This is a genomic window from Pedococcus sp. P1_H8, assembly GCF_056405175.1.
This window is the reverse complement of sequence record NZ_JBFUCP010000002.1, coordinates 134,093-151,765: the sequence shown is the minus strand read 5'-3', so window position 1 is coordinate 151,765 and position 17,673 is coordinate 134,093. Positions and strand designations below refer to the sequence as shown.

Genomic DNA, 17,673 nt, shown 5'->3' with positions numbered 1-17,673 from the left:
GTGGGGCAGGTAACTGATACGGACAGTAGCAGGTACACCGAGTACCTGCTACCGTCCTGACCTGTGACCACGACCACGGAAGCATCGACGCCGAGCCCCGACGGCCGCAGCACCCGCTGGGACCAGCACCGGGCCATCCGTCGGCGTGAGCTCGTCGACGCGACCCTGCGCGCGATCCGCCAGCACGGCGCCGGGGTCGGGATGGACGACATCGCCGCCGTCGCCGGCACCTCCAAGACCGTGATCTACCGCCACTTCAGCGACCGCCAGGGCCTGTATGCCGCCGTGTGCGAGAGCGTCGACGCGCTGATCCTGCGCAACCTCGCCCTGGCCCGCGACGGCGAGGGCGGCGTCGCCGGTGGAGACCTGACCACCGTGGAGCTCTCCCCCCGAGCCCTGGTCGCCGGAGCGGTCGACGCCTACCTCACCCTCGTCGAGAAGGATCCCGAGGTCTACCGGTTCGTCGTCACCGCCCCCCTGCTGGACCAGACGTCGGGCGACCCGGCTGCGATGGTGACCGACCACATCGCCGCGCAGATGACCGAAGTCATCGCCGAGGCCCTCGCCCGGGCCGGGCGCAGCACGGCGCCCGCTCCCGTCTGGGGCGCTGGGTTGGTCGGCATGGTCCGTGCCGCCGCCGACCGGTGGCTCACCGACTCGGCGATGAACCGCCAGGAGCTCACCGAACACCTCACCGACCTGGCCTGGGGCGGTTTGTCCGCCGCGTGGCCGGCCGACCTCGCGCCCGACCCGCAGGAGGACTCATGACCACTCTCGCCACGGCACTGCAGAAGAGCCTCGACGGTCGCTGGGCGGCGATCCGCGAGGAGGCCCGCACCGACCTAGACCCCGAGCGGTTCGCCCCACCGACCGAGCCCCTGGACCTGGAGTCCTACCGCGCCAGGATCGCCGACCAGGTGCAGGCCCTGGCCGCCACCGGGCACGCCAAGCGCGGCTTCCCGATCTCGATGGGCGGCAACGGCGACCTCGGCGGCTCGGTCACGGCGTTCGAGCTGCTGGGCCACGCCGACCTGTCCCTCATGGTCAAGGCGGGCGTGCACTGGGGCCTGTTCGGCGGCGCGGTGGCGAGCCTCGGCACCCAGCGGCACCACGCGGCATACCTGCCGTCGATCATCGACGCGACGCTCCCTGGGTGCTTCGCGATGACGGAGACGGGACACGGCTCCGACGTGCAGTCGCTCGGCACCACGGCGACCTACGACCCGGACACCGACGAGCTCGTGGTCCACACGCCGGACCTGCGGTCCCGCAAGGACTACATCGGCGGCGCCGCCCGCGACGGACGGATGGCCGCGGTCTTCGCCCAGCTGGTCACCGGTGGCGAGAGCCACGGCGTCCACTGCGTGCTGGTGCCCATCAGGAACGACTCCGGGGCGCCGATGCCCGGCGTGACCATCGGTGACTGCGGCGCCAAGGCTGGCCTGCCCGGCGTGGACAACGGCCGGCTCACCTTCGACCAGGTCCGGGTCCCACGCACCAACCTCCTCAATCGCTACGGCGACATCGACGAGCACGGCACCTACACCTCCCCCATCGAGAACCAGACCCGCCGGTTCTTCACCATGCTCGGCACCCTCGTCCGCGGCCGGATCAGCGTGGCGGGCGGTGCGGGCGCGGCCACGCGCAGTGCGCTCACCCTGGCCATCACGTATGCCGGTCACCGGCGCCAGTTCGCGCCTCCCGGCGGGGACGGCGAGGTGATCCTGCTCGACTACCGGGTACACCAGCGCAAGCTGCTCCCAGCGTTGGCCAAGTCCTACGCCCTGCAGATCGCCCAGAACGAGCTGGTGTCGCTCATGCACGACGTGCTGACTTCCGGTGAGACCCCCGAGGAGCACCAGCAACGCGAGCTCGAGGCCCGGGCGGCCGGCATCAAGGCCGTCGCCACGGCCCACGCCACCGCGACGATCCAGACCTGCCGAGAGGCGTGCGGAGGCGCTGGCTACCTCGCGGTCAACCGGCTCCCGGCCCTCAAGGCCGACACCGACGTGTTCACGACGTTCGAGGGTGACAACACGGTGCTGCTGCAGCTGGTCGCCAAGGGCCTGCTCACCGACTACCGCGACGCGTTCGGCGACCTCGACACGTTCGGCATGGTCAAGTTCGGCGCCCGGCAGTTCGCCGGGGCGGTGATCGAGCGGACGTCGGCCCGAGGGCTCATCCAACGCCTCATCGCCACCGCACCCGGCCGCGACAGCGAGAAGGGGCCGACCGACCGCGGGTGGCAGCTCGACCTGTTCGAGGACCGGGAGAAGCACCTGCTCGAGACGCTGGCCCTGCGGCTGCGCGCGGCCGGGAAGCCTGGGGCAGACCTCTTCGACGTCTTCAACCAGGCCCAGGACCACGTCATCGAGGCGGCTCGTGCCCATGTCGAGCGGACCATCCTCGAGTCGTTCGTCGCGGCGATCGACGCCTGTGACGACGCCGCGGCTGCGCAGACGCTGGACCGGGTGTGCGACCTCTATGCCCTCAGCACCATCGAGGCAGACAAGGGCTGGTTCCTCGAGCATGGTCGCATCACACCGGCGCGCAGCAAGCAGGTGACCGCAGCGGTCAACGACCTCTGCGCAGGCCTGCGACCGCACGCGCAGGAGCTCGTCGACGCGTTCGGCATCCCGCGAGCGTGGCTCGGCACCGAGCTGTTGTCGCCGCTGGTCGAGGACGTGCAGCCGACCCCGACGACTGCTCTCGCAGCCACGCCCCCGCCTAGGCCACTACCGCTGACCGTTCCTCACGACCGCGCTGGAAGCACGCAGAACTCGTTGCCGGACGGGTCGGTGTAGGAACGCCACGGCAGGTCACCCCAGTCCGTGTCGAGCGGAGCGCCCCCGCGCTCGGCGATCGCTGCGGCGACGTCGTCCGGGTCCTCACCGGACTCGAGCCGGACGTCGAGGTGCACCCGGTTCTTGGCCTTGCTCTTCGGGGCTGCCTCAGGGCACAGCTCGAGGAGCGGGCCACGAAGCGACGGGTGGCGCAGGGACCGGGGTGCGACCCCGACCGCGTCGACCCAGCCGGTCAGCCAGGACCAGAACTGCGCATCGCGATCCGGGTCGGCAGAGTCGAGCGGGAGTGCCGCGATGGGTCCCGTGTCGGCGTACGCGGCGCGATCCTCCATGACGCAGCAGGGATTGCCCTCCGGGTCGGCGAGCACGACCCAGGGCACGTCGTGCTGACCGATGTCGAGGTGTCGTGCACCCAGCCCCAGCAACCGCTCCACCTCCTGGGTCTGGCGGGGCCCACCCAAGAGGTCCAGGTGGAGCCTGAGCGGTTCGGAGGGCTGCTCGGGAACGCGTTGGAAGCACAGGTCGAGCACCGGGCCGCCGTCGATGGTTAGTCGCGTCTCGTACCCCTCCGGCTCGTCGGTCAGCTGCTCGCCGCCGACGACCGCCTCCCAGAACCGCCCCAGACGGTGCGGATCGAGGGCGTCGAAGACGAGGTTCTCGAGGTACATGCTCCTACCGTAGAGCCCGCGGGCGACGCCCACACGGCTGGTGCGCCGTCTCCGGACGCAGGTGGGCTCACCCGCGCAGCAGGGTGCGACCGTCGTCGGTGACCGTCCAGAACGGGTTGTGCGCGACCTCCCACGGGTGTCCGTCGGGGTCCACGAAGATCCCGGAGTAGCCGCCCCAGAACGTCTCGGCGCCGGGGCGCCCGATGACGGCCCCTGCCGCGGCGGCCTCACCGAGCACCTCGTCGACCTCGTCGGCGCTGCGGACGTTGAGGGCGAGCGTCACCCCGCCCCATCCACCGCTGTCCTCGACGGCGGAGTCCTCGGCGAGTGCGCCGCGGTCCCAGAGGGCCACCACCAGACTGCCGCACTGGAAGAAGACCACCTCGGTGTCGTCGTTGCCCCGCTCCCACCCGAGGTCGGTGTAGAAGCGTTCGGCCCTCTCGAGGTCCTCGACCCCGAGCGTGACGAGCGAGACCCTTTGCTCCACTAGGCGTTCCACCAGGGTCGCAGCGGCAGTCCCGCTCCGCCACGGTCGTCGAGCTTGACGGCGAGGACCTGGTGGAGCTGGACGATGTTGCGCTCGAAGCCCACCCGCGACCCAGCCATGTAGAGGCCCCAGACCCGCGCCGTGGACTCCCCGACCTCGTCGACGCAGGCGTCCCAGTTGTCGCGGAGGTTGGCGCACCAGCCGGCCAGAGTGCGCGCGTAGTGCTCGCGGAGGTTCTCCTCGTGGCGCACTTCCAGACCGGCGTCCTGCGCCGCCGCGATGATCGTCCCCGAACCGATGAGCTCCCCATCGGGGAAGACATAGCGGTCGATGAAGTGACCGGTCGAGGTACGCCGGTTGTCGGGACGCGTGATGGAGTGGTTGAGCAGCAGTCCGCCGGTGCGCAGCCGACCCTTGATGAAGTCGAAGTAGGCCGGGTAGTTGCGCACCCCGATGTGCTCGGTCAGCCCGATGGACGACACGGCGTCGAACCCGGTCTCGGCCACGTCGCGGTAGTCGCTGTGACGCACCTCGGCGAGGTCCTGCAGACCCTCACGACGGATCGCCTCCTGCGCCCAGGACGCCTGTTCCGCCGACAAGGTCGCCCCGATGACACGCACTCCCCGCCGCGCGGCATACCGGACCATGCCTCCCCAACCGCAACCGATGTCGAGGAGTCGGTCACCCTCGGTGAGCCGCAGCTTGTCGAAGACGAGGCGGTACTTGTTCTCCTGAGCCTCCTCGAGGGTGGCCCCGTCATGCGGGTAGCACGCGCACGTGTAGGTCATCGACGGGCCGAGGACGTGCTCGTAGAACGTGTTGGACACGTCGTAGTGGTGGTGGATGGCCTCGGCATCGCGAACCTTGCTGTGCCGCAGTCCCTCGGCCACGCGACGCCACCGCGGCAGCGCCTCCTGCGGCGGGGGCGGCGGTGGCTTGAGCAGCTCGACACCGAGCGAGCGGGCAATGGCCGCAGCGGTCTTGGGCGGAGGCATCCTGAAGTGCAGGTCCCCCATCGCGTTGAGCAGCTCATAGGGGTCGCCCGGGTGGACGCCCACCAGGTCGAGGTCTCCCGCGACGTAGGCCCGGGCCATGCCCAGGTCGCCCGGAGCCGTCGCGAGGTAGCTCGCCCCCCGCGGGGTCTTGAGGTCGAGCCCGTATGCCGCGTCGGCCGGGCCCGTGGCCGACCCGTCGAACGCCGTGAAGCGCAACGGCACCCCGTCGGCGGACAACGCGTCGAGGATCTGGGCCATCGACAGTCGTGGGGGAGGCTGCGAACCGTGGTGGGAGTCCGACCGGTTCGTCCTGAGGATCGTCACTTGCGTTGCACCGCCTTGGAGTAGAGATCGAGCAGTCGTGCGTCAGGGTCGTAGCGTCGCTTGAGAGCGGCGTACGTCTCGCCGCCGTAGAGCCTCCAGAACCGAGTCTCCTCGTAGTAGGCGTCGGAATACAGGGACTTGTGGCCGTCGAGCGCAGTGACCTCCTCCTCGATGAGGCGGTTGGCGGCACCCTCCGCCCCGTCGGGGTCGCGCGGGACGCTGGACCAGAAGCCGACATTGACATACGTCTCGCCCGGCCGAAGGGGGTAGAGGGGCCAGGATCCCTTGCTGCGCACCGGACACAGCCAGATCGGCTCGATCGGGATCTCGCGCAGGAACCAGTGGACGAACTCAGCCGTGCGCCCCAGTGGCACCTCGATGTCCTGGACCACCCGCTCGCGGGGCGGTTGTCCCTTGCGCGCCTCGAGCCGGTCGGCGATGTCGTACCGGTGGTCGAGCGCGATGAGCTTCCAGTAGAACGAGCTGCGTCGGTAGCGGCGCGGCCAGACCCGGCGCAATCGTGGGTTCTGGGCCCCGAACGCCCGGCTGCACCAGAACCAGTCGGTGTCCCAGCGCCAGAGGTAGTCGTGGATGGTCAGCCGGTCGACCTTGGGCTGGAGAGAGTCGTGCTGGATCGAGCGGTAGTAGATCTGCTGACCGGTGTAGTCGCTGACCGGCCCCGGCTGGGCCGTCTTGGTCCCCAGCGTGAGGTAGGACTCCGTGGCGGAGAAGACGACGCCGTCGAGGTAGTCCACCCGCACCCCTTGGTGCTCAGCCGCGTCGCTGATCGTGCCCAGTGCGCTGACGAGGGACTCGACGTCGTGGAAACGCAGGTGCCGCAGGGCCACGAACGGCTCGACGGGTTCGAGGGCGATCCGCAGCCGGGTGGCGTAGCCGAGGGTGCCGTAGGAGTTCGGGAACCCGTGGAAGAGGTCGGCGTGCTCCCCCTCGGGCCGCGCGGTGACGATCTCGCCGGAGCCGGTGAGGATGTCTATCTCCAGCACCGACTCATGGGGCAAGCCGCTGCGGAAGGACGTGGACTCGATGCCCAGTCCGGTGACGGCGCCGCCCAGCGTGATCGTCTTGAGCTGCGGCACGACCAGTGGCGCCAGACCGTGCGCCAAGGTCGCGTCGACCAGGTGCTCGTAGGTGCACATGCCCTGCACGTCCGCCGTGCGCGCCTGCACGTCGACCGCGATCACGCCCCCGAGTCCCGACACGTCCAGGCCGGGAGCCTGCGAGGCGTCCCTCGCCCGGAACAGGTTGGAGGTCTTCTTGGCCAACCTGACCGGCGCGTCCGTGGGGATGGCGCGATAGCTGGCCGCGAGCCGTTGCACGGCGCGGTCGTGCGTCCCCGTTTCGAGCTGCCCCAGCACGATTCGACCTTATGCCGTGACACCGACCGACGTCACGCACCTACCACCCCACGGACATCCGTGTTGCTCAGGCGACAACCTCCACCGCGTCGCCGACCCGTAGCTCACCGGGTCGCCGCACCGCGGCATACACGCCCGGGCAGTTGCGTGCCGTGCCCGTGACGTCGAGCTCGACCGAGCCCACGCGCAGCACCTTGCCGATGCTCGCGGCCAGCTCGGCCGAGCCCAGGGACACGACGAGGTTGGCGCGGGTGTCGGACCGGACGTCTTCGGCGGCGACCACCTGGACCGCGGCCTTCTTGCGCCGGTCACCGGTCAGTCCCTCGGGCTCCACGACCGAGCCGGGCAGGTCCAGGCCGGGCTCGCCGTGCACCGGGAAGATGTGGATCTCGTTGACCTGCGCGGACATTCGTCAGACTCCTTCGGGTGCGGAGGCCAGGGCAGTCTCGATCGCGCGGACCAGCTGGACGGCAGAGTCACGCGTCAGCTCGACGGCGACGCGCGCTCCGGGGCCGCGTGACGGGTCGGCCAGGTCGATGTTGAGGGTGTGCTCGGCCATCGCATGCACCGGGTGGTCGTAGTAGACCGTGGCATCGGTGACGTGGAACCACTGGCCGCCAGGTCCCTTGGCGCTGCCGTCGACCTGCTCGGAAACCGTGGCGTAGGTGCACATGTCAGCCTTCCTGAGGGCTCAGGTGGGTCTCGAAGAAGCCGGTGATCCGCTCCCAGCCGTCGTTGGCGGCTTCGACGCGGTAGCTGGGTCGGTCCACGGCGAAGAACGCGTGCCCGGCGCCCTCGTAGGAGTGGAAGTCGTGCGGTTTGTCCAGGTCGGTGAGGCGACGGTCGAGCTCAGCGACCTGTGCCGGGCTCGGTGCCTTGTCCTCGACGCCGAACAGCCCCAGCAGGGGCGCCCGCAACGACGGGAGCAGGTCGACGAGGTTGGTGACCTTCAGGGGGTAGCCCGCCGGCGGCTCCCCCGTGACGAAGGCGCCGTAGCAGTCGACCGCGGCATCCAGGTCGAGGTGGCAGGCCGCGAGCACCGCCTGGCGGCCACCGGAACAGTGCCCGATGACGCCCACCTTGCCGTCGCTCGTCGACAGTGCGCGCAGGTATGCCGCCGCCGCACCGACGTCGCCGACGAGCCGCGCGTCAGGCACGCCGCCCTGCGCCCTGGCCGTGGCTGCCGCGTCGGCGGGGTCGGCTCCCGGCGCCTCACGGGAGTACAGGTTGGGGCAGACCGCGTCGTAGCCGAGCTCGGCGAAGCGGCGCACCATCTCCTTGGTGGCCCTGTCGTAGCCCGGCATGTGGTGGATGACCACCACGCCGCCACGCGTGTGCTGACCGTCCGGCCGGGCGAGGTAGGCCTCGACCAGCGCCCCGTCGGCACCGGTCAGGGAAACGGTCGTTGCGTTGAGGGAGTCGCTCACCTCGCGATGCTATGCCCGGACGACGAAGCCGCACCCGGATCCCGGATGCGGCGGCGTCGTGACTGCTGTCTGTCGTGAGGGACGTGCTGGTGGACGTGAAGGGACTCGAACCCATGGCCTCTCGCGTGTGAAGCGAACGCTCTAACCAACTGAGCTACACGTCCAGCGCCCTGGTCACCACAGTGACGATCGGGCCTGCCGAAGAATAGCCGGATCGGGCGGATCAGGTGAAATCCGGGGTATGCCGGGCTGTCACCGGCCGCCGTGCCGCCTGGTCAGAGCCCCGGAAGGCCCTTGATCCAGTCCTCCGCGAAGTCGGGGAGGAGACCGGGGACCCCGGACACCAGGAACATGGCGTAGAAGACCAGACCGACCAGCACCGCTGTCCCGAGGGCAACGAGGGCCTTGACCCAGATCGCCTTCGGCTCGAGCCAGTCGGCCCACGCCCGCACCTTGGCTCGGGCGAACTTCAGCAGGCGTTGCGCCCAGTCGAACTCCGATGCCCAGACGGCCAGCCCGACGAAGATGATCACCCAACCCGGACCTGGCAGCGGGAGCAGGACGATGCCACCCACCACGATCAACAGGCCGAGGATCCCGACGACCCACTTGTAGATCCGGTGAGTGTGCTGGTTGGACCGGATCTTGCGCCGCCACTCCCAGTCCGACTGCTCCTCCTCGACGACGACCTCCCCCGCCGTCACCGGGTCGGAGCCGTCGGTCACGGGTCCATCCGCTCGGCACAAAGGCGGGCGAACACGGCGGCCGCCCTGGCCGTCACCGGACCGGGCTGGAGCGCCCGGTCGTCGACGCCGTGGACCGCCAGCACGTCCTTGGTGCTGCTGGTGATGAACACCTCGTCGGCCTCGCCCAGCACGTCCAGTGGCAGGGCCTGCTCCCGCACCTCCATGCCGTCCTCCCGGCACCACTCGATGGTGACCTCGCGCGTGATTCCCGCGAGGCAGCCCGAGTCCAGTGGCGGGGTCAGGATGGCCCCGTCCACCACGACGAAGATGTTCGAACCCGTGCACTCGCACAGCTCGCCCCGCGTGTTGGCGAACACCGCCTCGATCCCACCCCGCTCCTTGGCATAGGCGAGCGCGACGACGTTCTCGGCATACGACGTGGTCTTGAGGCCGGCCACGGCGGAGCGTTCGTTGCGGGTCCAGGGCACGACGGCCACCGAGGCACTGACGGGCGGTCGCGGCTGTGCGCCGGCAGTCACGATGTAGGTGAGCGGGCTGTCGTCCCGGTCCGAACCGAGCGGCCCGGCACCGCCCGTCACCGAGTAGCGCAACCGGCCGAACTCGATCTCGTCGCCGGCCTCCAGGACGGCCTTGGCTCCCTGGGCGATGTAGTCGTGGTCGGCGGCGGGAAGTCCCAGGCCGGCGAGCGTCCGGTCAAGCCGCCGGGCGTGCCGGGTCGCGGCGAACACCCGGCCGCGGTCGACCTTGGCCGTCTCGAAGGCCCCGTCGCCGACCGTCACTCCGTGGTCGAGAGCGGAGATGGACGGCTCGTCCACTCCGGTCAGTCGACCGTTGACCCACACCCTGACGTCGCTCATGACTCGCTCACGCCTCCACCCTCCCAGATGCCAACCCGATGAGTCGCGCGGCTTTCACCCGTGTCTCCTCCCACTCGCCGACGGGGTCCGAGCCCCACGTGATGCCCGCCCCGGTGCCGAACCGCAGCCAGCGCCGTCCGTCCTCGTCCCGCTCTGCCCAGAACGAGCGGATGCCCACAGCGAGTTCCGCGGCGCCCCGGTCGACGTCGATCCAGCCGATGGCGCCGCAGTAGGGCCCCCGGGCCACCGTCTCCAGGTCCGAGATGGCCTGCAGGGCGGTGTGTTTTGGCGCCCCCGACACCGACCCCGGGGGGAACGTCGCCGCCATCACCTCGGGCCACCCCACCCCAGGGCGCAGCTCGCCCGACACCGCGGACACGAGGTGGACCAGGCCGGGGTGCTCCTCGGGGCGACAGAGGTGGTCGACCCGCACCGTCCCCTCTCGGCAGACGTGCGACAGGTCGTTGCGCACGAGGTCGACGATCATGACGTTCTCGGCGTAGTCCTTGGGCAGCATCTCCTCGATGCTCGTCGCCGTCCCCTTGATCGGACGGGACTCGAGCCGGTCGCCGTCGCGCAGCAGGAAGGCTTCCGGACTCGCGCAGACGACGTCGAGCCCGGCGGACGGCACCGTGATCCGACCCGCGTGCGGAGCGGGGTTGCCCCGTTCCAGGAGTTGCGCCAGTCCGTCGAGGTCGGCCCCTTCGGGGAGCTCGTGCGACAGCACCCGGCAGAGGTTCACCTGGTAGACCGTGCCCGCGGCGATCCGTTCGCGGATCTCTGCCACCCCGGCGAGGTATGCCGCGCGGTCCAGGCTGCTCCCCCACTCACCTGCCAGTGGTGACCACGGGGTGGGCGGTGGGGGCGCGGCATACCGGATGACGTCGGCGAAGCGGACAGCCGTGACCTCGCCCTCGAACTCGGCAACGACGGCCCAGAACCCCGACTCCAGGGACGCCACGTCGTGACGCACCTCGACCGGGCGCGTGGCGTACAGGCCGCCGAACCGTGCGTGCCCCGTCGCCGCCTCCACGATGGCGATCCTAGGCCGACCTAGACTCACGGATCATGCGCCCTCTCGCCACAGCCGCGGCCGCCCCTGTCGCGGCCCTGGCCGTGGCCCTGGCCGTGGCCCTGGCCGTGGCCGCCTGCCAGAGTGCTCCACCACCTAATCCTGTGAGCACACAGCCACCCCTGGGTGCGTCGACGACTGGCGTGAGAGTGCCCGCGACGACAACGGCCGGGTCCACGACCACGACGACCACTCCCGCGTCGGACCCGGCCACCCTGACGATGGCCTTCGCCGGGGACGTCCACTTCGAGGACTACCTGGCACCGCTCGCCCGCGACCCGCACGGACTGGACGAGCTGCAGTCCTCCCTCGGCGCGGCCGACCTGGCCATGGTCAACCTCGAGACGGCGATCACGGAGCGTGGCACCAAGATCGGCAAGGAGTTCCACTTCCGCGCGCCTGCATCCGTCCTCGACACGATCAAGAGCGCCGGGATCGACGCAGTGAGCATGGCCAACAACCACGGCGTCGACTACGGGCCCGTGGGCCTGGTGGACACCCTCGCCGCCAAGAGGGCGAGCCCCATCCCGATCGTGGGGATCGGCAAGGACGAGGACGAGGCCTTCGCACCCGCGATCCTGCAGGCGAAGGGACTGAGGGTCGCGGTGTTCGGTGCGTCCGAGGTCTTCGAGATGACGCTCGCGCGGTACTCAGCCGGTCCGGACAAGGGCGGCATCGCCAGCGCCAGCCCCGTCGGCCGGATCCGGTCGGCCGTGGCCGCCGCGGCTGCGAAGTACGACCTCGTCGTCGTCTTCCTGCACTGGGGCCTGGACTACCAGGCGTGTCCGGACCGCCTGTCCGTGCAGACCGCAGAGGCCCTCGAGGGTGCTGGGGCAGACATCGTCGTGGGCGGACACTCGCACCGCGTCAACGGCGCGGGCTGGCTGGGACGTGCCTACGTCGACTACGGGTTCGGGAACTTCGTCTGGTGGCGCAGCCGCGAGCCGGACTCCCGCTCGGGGGTCCTGACGCTGTCGATCGACGTCGACGCCGCCCGCGGCACCAAGCGGGCCGCGACGAGCGCGGTCCGCACAGCGGTCTGGACGCCCATGCTGATCGGCGCGGACGGCATCCCGCGCAAGCCCGACGCTCCGAACAGCGCGCGGTTGCTCGGTCTCTGGCAACAGGCCAGCGCGTGTGCCGGTCTGGACGCCACGCCAGAGTGACCCGCGGGCTGGGGCCCGGAATGAAAACCGGGCTTTCGCGGTTCCTGTAGTTGAATTCGCAACTACTTTGCACGACCTACCTCACGAGGAGCGCGAGCCCGATGCAGTTCGGAATCTTCACCGTCGGTGACGTGACCATGGACCCGACCACCGGCACGACCGTCAGCGAGCACCAGCGGATCAAGAACACCGTCGAGCTGGCGCGCCAGGTCGAGCAGGTGGGGCTGGATGTCTTTGCCACCGGCGAACACCACAACCCTCCGTTCGTGCCCAGCTCCCCCACCACCACGCTCGGCTTCATCGCCGCGCAGACCGACAAGCTCCTGCTGTCGACCTCGACCACGCTCATCACGACCAACGACCCGGTGAAGATCGCCGAGGACTACGCGACCCTGCAGCACCTCGCGGACGGCCGCGTCGACCTGATGATGGGACGCGGCAACACCGGTCCCGTCTATCCGTGGTTCGGCAAGGACATCCGCGACGGGATCCCTCTCGCCATCGAGAACTACGCGTTGCTGCGACGCCTGTGGACCGAGGACGTCGTGACCTGGGAGGGCAAGTACCGCACTCCCCTGCAGTCCTTCACGGCCACGCCACGCCCGCTGGACGGCATCCCCCCGTTCGTCTGGCACGGCTCGATCCGCAGCACGGAGATCGCCGAGCAGGCCGCCTACTACGGCGACGGCTTCTTCCACAACAACATCTTCTGGCCGACGAGCCACACCCGGCAGATGGTGGCGCTCTACCGGCGCCGGTTCGAGCACTACGGTCACGGCTCCGCCGACCAGGCCATCGTCGGACTCGGCGGGCAGGTGTTCATGCGAGCCAACAGCCAGGACGCGGTGCGCGAGTTCCGCCCCTACTTCGACAACGCGCCCGTCTACGGCCACGGCCCGTCGCTGGAGGAGTTCAGCCGCGAGACGCCCCTCACCGTGGGTTCACCCGAGCAGGTCATCGAGCGGTATGCCGCGATGGCCGACTCCGTCGGCGACTACCAGCGCCAGCTGTTCCTGCTCGACCACGCAGGACTCCCCCACCAGGTCGTGATGGAGCAGGTCGAGATCCTGGGCACGCAGGTCGTGCCCGAGCTGCGGAAGATCGCCGCTGCCCGCAAGCCGGCCCACGTGCCGGACGCCCCCACCCACGCCAGCCGGCTGGCCGCGGCTTCCGCCCACGCCACCAACGGCGCCTCGGCCCACGCCACCAAGGACCTCGAGGTCACCCGATGAGCACCCTCCCCACGGCACCCCGCCCGTCGAGTACAGGCCGCATCGTCGTCGTGCAGGCCGGCCTGGGCCAGCCCAGCACCACGAGGCTGCTCGCCGAGCGGCTGGCCACCGCTACCCAGGACGCCCTGCTCGAACGCGGCGACGAGTCGGAGGTGACCTTCGTGGACCTGCGCGAGCACGCCCACGATCTCGCCAACACCCTGCTGACCGGCTTCGCCACCGGCGAGCTGCGGCTGGCCCTGGACGCCGTCCGCGACGCCGATGCGGTCATCGCCGTGACGCCGGTGTTCCAGGCGTCCTACAGCGGACTGTTCAAGACCTTCATGGACGTCCTCGACGACTCGGCCCTGCGCGGCACCCCGGTGCTCATGGCGGCCACGGCCGGCACGGCGCGCCACTCACTGGTCCTCGAGCACGCGATGCGCCCGATGTTCGCCTACCTGAAGGCCGTGACGGTGCCGACCGGCGTCTTCGCGGCCGCTGAGGACTGGGGCACGGGCGGCACGGGCGTCACCGTGGACGCAGGGCTGTCGAGCCGGATCACCGTTGCGGCAACCGAGCTCGCCGACCTCGTCACCGGAAGCGCGGCGCATCGGTCCGCGACGTCGAGGGCTGCCCGGGTCGACGAGTTCGCCGACCCGGTGCCCTTCGAGGAGCTCCTCGCCCGCGGACGAGCGCTCCTAGGCGTGCGGCTGGGAACTCGCACCGTCGGTGCCCGCAGGCTCTCGTCCTACTGCGCCAACGTCCCCTATCACGTGGCACTGACAGTGCAGTTGCAATGAATTCCGTTGCGCTGCAACCCATTTCCCCGCTGACTTCCTTGGCAATTGATTCGAACAGGTGTACGATTGCCGCATGTCGATCAGCCCGGTTGCCCAGGAGCGTGACGAGGTCCAGCGCGACCTCTGGGTGCGCACCGCGACCGTCGCTGGCCGGTTGAACCGCGCCCACGCGGAGCTGGTCGACATCGCGGCCGAGCTCATCGAGGGCGACCACTGGGGCGACGGCGGGTTCCGCTCGCCCGAGCACTACTTCGTCGTGCGGGCAGGGCTGTCGCCCGCACACGCCCGAGACGTCGTCGCAGTGGCGCGCCGGCGAGGCGAGCTGTCGACAGTGGCCGAGTCCGTCGCGGCCGGTGCACTGTCGCTCGACCAGGCCGCGGTCGTTGCCCACCACGTGCCGGCTTCGCACCAGCGTTCGGTCGGCGAACTGGCTGTGCACATGACGGTGCCGCAGCTGCGGCGAGCAGTCTCGCGACACGCGTTCAGCGTCCCGCGTGACGACAGTGACCCTGCGGAACCCGGCGTGGTGAGGTCGCCGACAGACACCGCCGACTCCCAGGACCACGCGGAGCGTCGAGCCTGCGCGCGTCCCGAGCTGTCCATGCACTACGACCGCGACGGCCGGTTCCAACTGCGTTACAGCGCACCCGCCACGGTCGGCGCGCTGGTCGAGCAGGCGCTCAAGGAAGCCAAGGACTCCCTCTTCCTCGCCCAGTCCGGTGCAGACCCCACCTCCCCAAAGGAAGCCGCCTCCCCACAGGCAACCATCTCCCCAGAGGTTGTCGCCTCCGAAGAGCCTGTCGTCTCCGCAGGTGCGGTGAGCGGCGCGCCGGACCTCCGCGCGACCGGTGACCGTGCCACCTACGCCGATGCCCTCGAGGAGATCGCCCACCGGGCGCTGTCGAGCATGACGTCGACCAGCCGGTCCAGCCACTACCGGGTCTATCTGCACCTGTCGACCGACGGCGCTTGGATCAACAGCGGTGGAGCAATCCCGCGACGACTTCTCGGGCGCTTCCTCTCCGACGGGTTGCTCCAGCCGGTCTGGGAGACCGACGGCCGACCGGTCAGCGTGGGCCGCGCCATGCGGATCCTGCCGGGTCGGTCCCGTCGGCTGATCGAGGACCGCGACCGCGGCTGCCGCTTCCCGGGCTGCACGGCCACCACCCGGTTCGTCGAGATCCACCACCTCGAGGAGTGGGCACGCGGCGGCGGGACCGATGAGGCTAACCAGGTCAGCCTCTGCCCGTTCCACCACGACGCCATCGACCGCGGCGACTACGCGATCAGCGGCGACCCCACCCGACCCGACGGCCTCGTCGTGACCAACCGGTACGGACTACCCATGCGGCCACCCACCCCAGCGGAGCTCGCCCCACCCCGCGGTGGGGACCCACCGGGCACAAGACGGGGGCACCCGGTCGCTCAGCCGGCCTACCAACCACCGACCGGCGAGCGCGCCCGCTGGGCCGACATCGAGATCCCACCCGACCGCGACCTGCCGCCACGAACCCATCTGCGCGCCGTCCCTGCGGACTGACCCGACCTGTCCGCACGATCCGCGCGCTCAAGCGCCCACCGCATCGCCTCTACGTCATCTTGCCGATGCCCACCGGGCGACATCGCGCCCATACTGAGGCATCTGCAGGAAAGCCCCTCCGACCAGCAGCAAGGACGACCACGGAGGCGTGCCGCAATGGCGATCATGAGTGCACTTCCCGATCCCCGACCGGGGGCAAACCCCCCGGCCGCCTTGCCTGAACCCACGTTCACGCCAGGTCCGGCAGCGGTCGAGCAGATCGAGGCGGTGCGGTTGGCGAAACAGGATGCGTGGCGGACCGAGCCGTTGGCCCGCAAGGTCGCCTATGCCAGGCGCCAGGGCGCACCGGTGCCCGGCAACGCGTCGCCGGCCGTCGTCGACGAGACGCTGGAGCGGATCTTCAAGAACGCCGACTTCCTGCCCGGGTGGTGGCTCGGCGCCGGGGCGAAGCGGGCCGACGCGGTGGCGAAGCTGACGACCGCGGTGGAGATGGGCACCGGCTTCCTCATCTCACCGTGGGTGCTGATGACGAACCACCACGTCCTCGACTCGGCGGAGACGGCCGCGGACACCATCGCCTGGTTCCGGTACGTCGAGGACGAGGACGGCGCGAGCCAGCCCACCAAGGTGGCCCTCCAGCCCGAGCGGTGCTTTGTGACGAGCCCGGCGGACGACCTGGACTTCACCCTGGTCGCAGTGGCCCCGGTCGCGGACAAGCCCCCGGGCGAGACGTTCGGGTACATCGCCATGCACGGCGGGGTGGGCAAGATCGTGAAGGGCCAGCCGGTCAACGTCATCCAGCACCCCCAGGGGCGGCACCGCGAGGTCACCCTCCGCAACAACACCTTCAGCGGCCCCCTCGTCGACGCACAGGGGGCGGAGAACCCCAAGTACCTGCTCTACGACGCGGACACCGAACCCGGGTCGTCCGGGGCTCCCCTGCTCAGTGACAGCTGGGAGCTGATCGGCCTCCACCACGCAAGCGAGCAGCAGCGCAACACCGAAGGTCAGTTCGTCGACCTCGACGGCAACCTCGCCGACGCCAACACCCCTGAGAGCAAACGGGTCTGGGTCGCCAACCGTGGAATCCGCATCTCCGCGATCGTCAAGGACCTGTCCGCACGAACCATCGACACGAGCAACGGCACTGACGCAGCGGAACTGGTCAGCCACTTGCTCGGACTGGGAGGAAACATATGAGCACCGCACTGCTGCTGGTCCACGGGCGAAGCCAACAGATGCCTGCCGGGGCGGTACGCACCGAGTCGTCCGTCGGGGACTTCGTCGCCGCCAAGAAGCGGGAGTGGCTGGCCGGTCTCGCCAAGGGGATGACCCTGGCCGGCCGCCCGGGCGTCACCCCCGACGCGGTCTACTTTCCCTACTACGGCAACGTGCTCGCCGACGCGATCGCCAAGCACATCAAGGCCGGCGGTCGGACGCCCGAGCTCGAGGAGACGACGATCGCGTCGCAGGCTGAGACCACGTCGGACGACATGGTGCTCGACGCCGCCGCAGAGCTCGGTTTCGTCGCCTCGCGGCGGCTGGAGCAGAGCGAACCAGAGCTCTCCGATGCCGCCCGAGACGTGGAGAAGTCCCGCGCTGCCGGTGAGGAGGCGTCCTGGGGTGACCTGCTCAAGCCCAAGGTGGTCCGCGAGGCGCTCCGGTTCCTCAGCGACAAGACGGGTGCGCCGCAGCTCATCATCACCCAGTTCCTCAGCGACGTGGCCTACTACCTCGAGGACGACGTCATGCGCGACGACGTGCAGGCGGTCGTCACCGAGTCACTGGCCAGGATCACGGCTGACGGTCACAGCGACGTCGTCGTCGTCGGGCACAGCCTGGGCAGCTGCGTCGCCTACGACGCCCTGCAGCGCTACACCGGTTCCGCGCGCGTCCGGCTCCTGGTGACCGCAGGTTCCCCCGACGGCTACGCCGTGGTGAAGCGCAACCTGTGGGGCGGCCCTGAAGGGGCGTCCGAACGCGGCATACCGTCGGTCGTCAACCCGGTGAGCGGCTCCCTGCGCTGGCTCAACGTCTACGACGAACACGACGTCGTCGCGCTGGTCCACCCCCTGACCCCGCTGTTCGCGACGGGCAGCGACGCGATGCGCGACGAACGGACCCAGAACCCGTCCGACCCCCACTCGATCCAGGACTACCTGTCCGACCCCGACGTCGCCGGTCCGATCGCCGACGCCCTGTCCTGAACGCAGGGGGCTGCGAACCACCGCAGTCC

18 protein-coding genes and 1 tRNA gene are annotated in these 17,673 nt (G+C 70.1%); 8 read left to right on the top strand and 11 right to left on the bottom strand.

What is annotated here, in order from left to right:
• The first annotated feature begins 63 nt into the window (after positions 1 to 63).
• Positions 64 to 768: a TetR family transcriptional regulator gene (locus AC1DYG_RS02745; protein WP_477638369.1), complete on the top strand. Its 705-nt coding sequence runs from the start codon at positions 64 to 66 to the stop codon at positions 766 to 768.
• Positions 765 to 2,804, top strand: coding sequence for an acyl-CoA dehydrogenase family protein (locus tag AC1DYG_RS02740; RefSeq protein ID WP_477638368.1), 2,040 nt, complete (start codon positions 765 to 767; stop codon positions 2,802 to 2,804). The genes AC1DYG_RS02745 and AC1DYG_RS02740 overlap by 4 nt, the downstream gene beginning before the upstream one ends.
• Here the strand turns inward: AC1DYG_RS02740 and AC1DYG_RS02735 are convergent.
• The 11 genes from AC1DYG_RS02735 to AC1DYG_RS02685 all read right to left on the bottom strand — a co-directional run bounded on the left by AC1DYG_RS02735 (position 2,753) and on the right by AC1DYG_RS02685 (position 10,678).
• Entirely contained in the window at positions 2,753 to 3,472 is a 720-nt protein-coding gene (locus AC1DYG_RS02735; RefSeq protein WP_477638367.1) for a VOC family protein, read from the bottom strand. The genes AC1DYG_RS02740 and AC1DYG_RS02735 overlap by 52 nt on opposite strands.
• Before the next feature lie 67 nt (positions 3,473 to 3,539).
• Complete coding sequence (locus AC1DYG_RS02730) at positions 3,540 to 3,959, bottom strand: VOC family protein (RefSeq protein WP_477638366.1); 420 nt, start codon at positions 3,957 to 3,959, stop codon at positions 3,540 to 3,542.
• Positions 3,959 to 5,212: a class I SAM-dependent methyltransferase gene (locus AC1DYG_RS02725; protein ID WP_477638365.1), complete on the bottom strand. Its 1,254-nt coding sequence runs from the start codon at positions 5,210 to 5,212 to the stop codon at positions 3,959 to 3,961. Before AC1DYG_RS02725 ends, AC1DYG_RS02730 begins: the two co-directional genes overlap by 1 nt.
• Positions 5,213 to 5,274: 62 nt before the next feature.
• The gene (locus tag AC1DYG_RS02720; RefSeq protein ID WP_477638364.1) at positions 5,275 to 6,654 is read right to left on the bottom strand and encodes an FAD-binding oxidoreductase; all 1,380 of its coding nucleotides are present in this window, start codon (positions 6,652 to 6,654) and stop codon (positions 5,275 to 5,277) included.
• A gap of 67 nt (positions 6,655 to 6,721) precedes the next feature.
• Positions 6,722 to 7,063 carry a hypothetical protein gene (locus AC1DYG_RS02715; RefSeq protein ID WP_477638363.1) on the bottom strand — a complete coding sequence of 114 codons (342 nt, stop codon included), beginning with the start codon at positions 7,061 to 7,063 and terminating at the stop codon, positions 6,722 to 6,724.
• 3 nt (positions 7,064 to 7,066) lie between these two features.
• Positions 7,067 to 7,327, bottom strand: coding sequence for a DUF6295 family protein (locus AC1DYG_RS02710; protein ID WP_477638362.1), 261 nt, complete (start codon positions 7,325 to 7,327; stop codon positions 7,067 to 7,069).
• Position 7,328: 1 nt separating this feature from the next.
• On the bottom strand, positions 7,329 to 8,081 hold the full coding sequence (locus AC1DYG_RS02705; protein ID WP_477638361.1) for a dienelactone hydrolase family protein: 753 nt from the start codon (positions 8,079 to 8,081) through the stop codon (positions 7,329 to 7,331).
• 87 nt (positions 8,082 to 8,168) lie between these two features.
• Positions 8,169 to 8,245: transfer RNA gene (locus tag AC1DYG_RS02700), tRNA-Val, on the bottom strand.
• Between the two features lie 111 nt (positions 8,246 to 8,356).
• Entirely contained in the window at positions 8,357 to 8,806 is a 450-nt protein-coding gene (locus AC1DYG_RS02695) for a TIGR02611 family protein (RefSeq protein WP_477638360.1), read from the bottom strand.
• Positions 8,803 to 9,645 carry an aminotransferase class IV gene (locus tag AC1DYG_RS02690; protein ID WP_477638359.1) on the bottom strand — a complete coding sequence of 281 codons (843 nt, stop codon included), beginning with the start codon at positions 9,643 to 9,645 and terminating at the stop codon, positions 8,803 to 8,805. Before AC1DYG_RS02690 ends, AC1DYG_RS02695 begins: the two co-directional genes overlap by 4 nt.
• 7 nt (positions 9,646 to 9,652) lie before the next feature.
• Positions 9,653 to 10,678, bottom strand: coding sequence for a chorismate-binding protein (locus AC1DYG_RS02685; RefSeq protein ID WP_477638358.1), 1,026 nt, complete (start codon positions 10,676 to 10,678; stop codon positions 9,653 to 9,655).
• A 35-nt stretch (positions 10,679 to 10,713) separates the two neighbouring features.
• Between AC1DYG_RS02685 and AC1DYG_RS02680 the strand changes: the two genes are divergently transcribed.
• The 6 genes from AC1DYG_RS02680 to AC1DYG_RS02655 all read left to right on the top strand — a co-directional run bounded on the left by AC1DYG_RS02680 (position 10,714) and on the right by AC1DYG_RS02655 (position 17,644).
• Entirely contained in the window at positions 10,714 to 11,883 is a 1,170-nt protein-coding gene (locus AC1DYG_RS02680) for a CapA family protein (RefSeq protein WP_477638357.1), read from the top strand.
• A gap of 101 nt (positions 11,884 to 11,984) precedes the next feature.
• Complete coding sequence (locus AC1DYG_RS02675; protein WP_477638356.1) at positions 11,985 to 13,115, top strand: LLM class flavin-dependent oxidoreductase; 1,131 nt, start codon at positions 11,985 to 11,987, stop codon at positions 13,113 to 13,115.
• The gene (locus tag AC1DYG_RS02670) at positions 13,112 to 13,897 is read left to right on the top strand and encodes an FMN reductase (protein ID WP_477638355.1); all 786 of its coding nucleotides are present in this window, start codon (positions 13,112 to 13,114) and stop codon (positions 13,895 to 13,897) included. Before AC1DYG_RS02675 ends, AC1DYG_RS02670 begins: the two co-directional genes overlap by 4 nt.
• Positions 13,898 to 13,970: 73 nt before the next feature.
• The gene (locus tag AC1DYG_RS02665; RefSeq protein ID WP_477638354.1) at positions 13,971 to 15,437 is read left to right on the top strand and encodes an HNH endonuclease signature motif containing protein; all 1,467 of its coding nucleotides are present in this window, start codon (positions 13,971 to 13,973) and stop codon (positions 15,435 to 15,437) included.
• A gap of 165 nt (positions 15,438 to 15,602) precedes the next feature.
• Positions 15,603 to 16,637, top strand: a complete 1,035-nt coding sequence (locus tag AC1DYG_RS02660; RefSeq protein ID WP_477638353.1) for a trypsin-like serine peptidase — start codon at positions 15,603 to 15,605, stop codon at positions 16,635 to 16,637.
• Positions 16,634 to 17,644 carry a lipase family protein gene (locus tag AC1DYG_RS02655; protein ID WP_477638352.1) on the top strand — a complete coding sequence of 337 codons (1,011 nt, stop codon included), beginning with the start codon at positions 16,634 to 16,636 and terminating at the stop codon, positions 17,642 to 17,644. The genes AC1DYG_RS02660 and AC1DYG_RS02655 overlap by 4 nt, the downstream gene beginning before the upstream one ends.
• The last annotated feature ends 29 nt before the right edge of the window (positions 17,645 to 17,673 follow it).

What these genes read in the sequence shown, in the direction of transcription:
- AC1DYG_RS02735 (WP_477638367.1), bottom strand. Translation starts at nt 3,472, where the DNA reads ATGTACCTCGAGAACCTCGTCTTCGACGCCCTCGATCCGCACCGTCTG.
- AC1DYG_RS02710 (WP_477638362.1), bottom strand. Translation starts at nt 7,327, where the DNA reads ATGTGCACCTACGCCACGGTTTCCGAGCAGGTCGACGGCAGCGCCAAG.
- AC1DYG_RS02740 (WP_477638368.1), top strand. Translation starts at nt 765, where the DNA reads ATGACCACTCTCGCCACGGCACTGCAGAAGAGCCTCGACGGTCGCTGG.
- AC1DYG_RS02715 (WP_477638363.1), bottom strand. Translation starts at nt 7,063, where the DNA reads ATGTCCGCGCAGGTCAACGAGATCCACATCTTCCCGGTGCACGGCGAG.
- AC1DYG_RS02660 (WP_477638353.1), top strand. Translation starts at nt 15,603, where the DNA reads ATGAGTGCACTTCCCGATCCCCGACCGGGGGCAAACCCCCCGGCCGCC.
- AC1DYG_RS02670 (WP_477638355.1), top strand. Translation starts at nt 13,112, where the DNA reads ATGAGCACCCTCCCCACGGCACCCCGCCCGTCGAGTACAGGCCGCATC.
- AC1DYG_RS02690 (WP_477638359.1), bottom strand. Translation starts at nt 9,645, where the DNA reads ATGAGCGACGTCAGGGTGTGGGTCAACGGTCGACTGACCGGAGTGGAC.
- AC1DYG_RS02655 (WP_477638352.1), top strand. Translation starts at nt 16,634, where the DNA reads ATGAGCACCGCACTGCTGCTGGTCCACGGGCGAAGCCAACAGATGCCT.
- AC1DYG_RS02680 (WP_477638357.1), top strand. Translation starts at nt 10,714, where the DNA reads ATGCGCCCTCTCGCCACAGCCGCGGCCGCCCCTGTCGCGGCCCTGGCC.
- AC1DYG_RS02665 (WP_477638354.1), top strand. Translation starts at nt 13,971, where the DNA reads ATGTCGATCAGCCCGGTTGCCCAGGAGCGTGACGAGGTCCAGCGCGAC.
- AC1DYG_RS02675 (WP_477638356.1), top strand. Translation starts at nt 11,985, where the DNA reads ATGCAGTTCGGAATCTTCACCGTCGGTGACGTGACCATGGACCCGACC.
- AC1DYG_RS02725 (WP_477638365.1), bottom strand. Translation starts at nt 5,212, where the DNA reads ATGGCCCAGATCCTCGACGCGTTGTCCGCCGACGGGGTGCCGTTGCGC.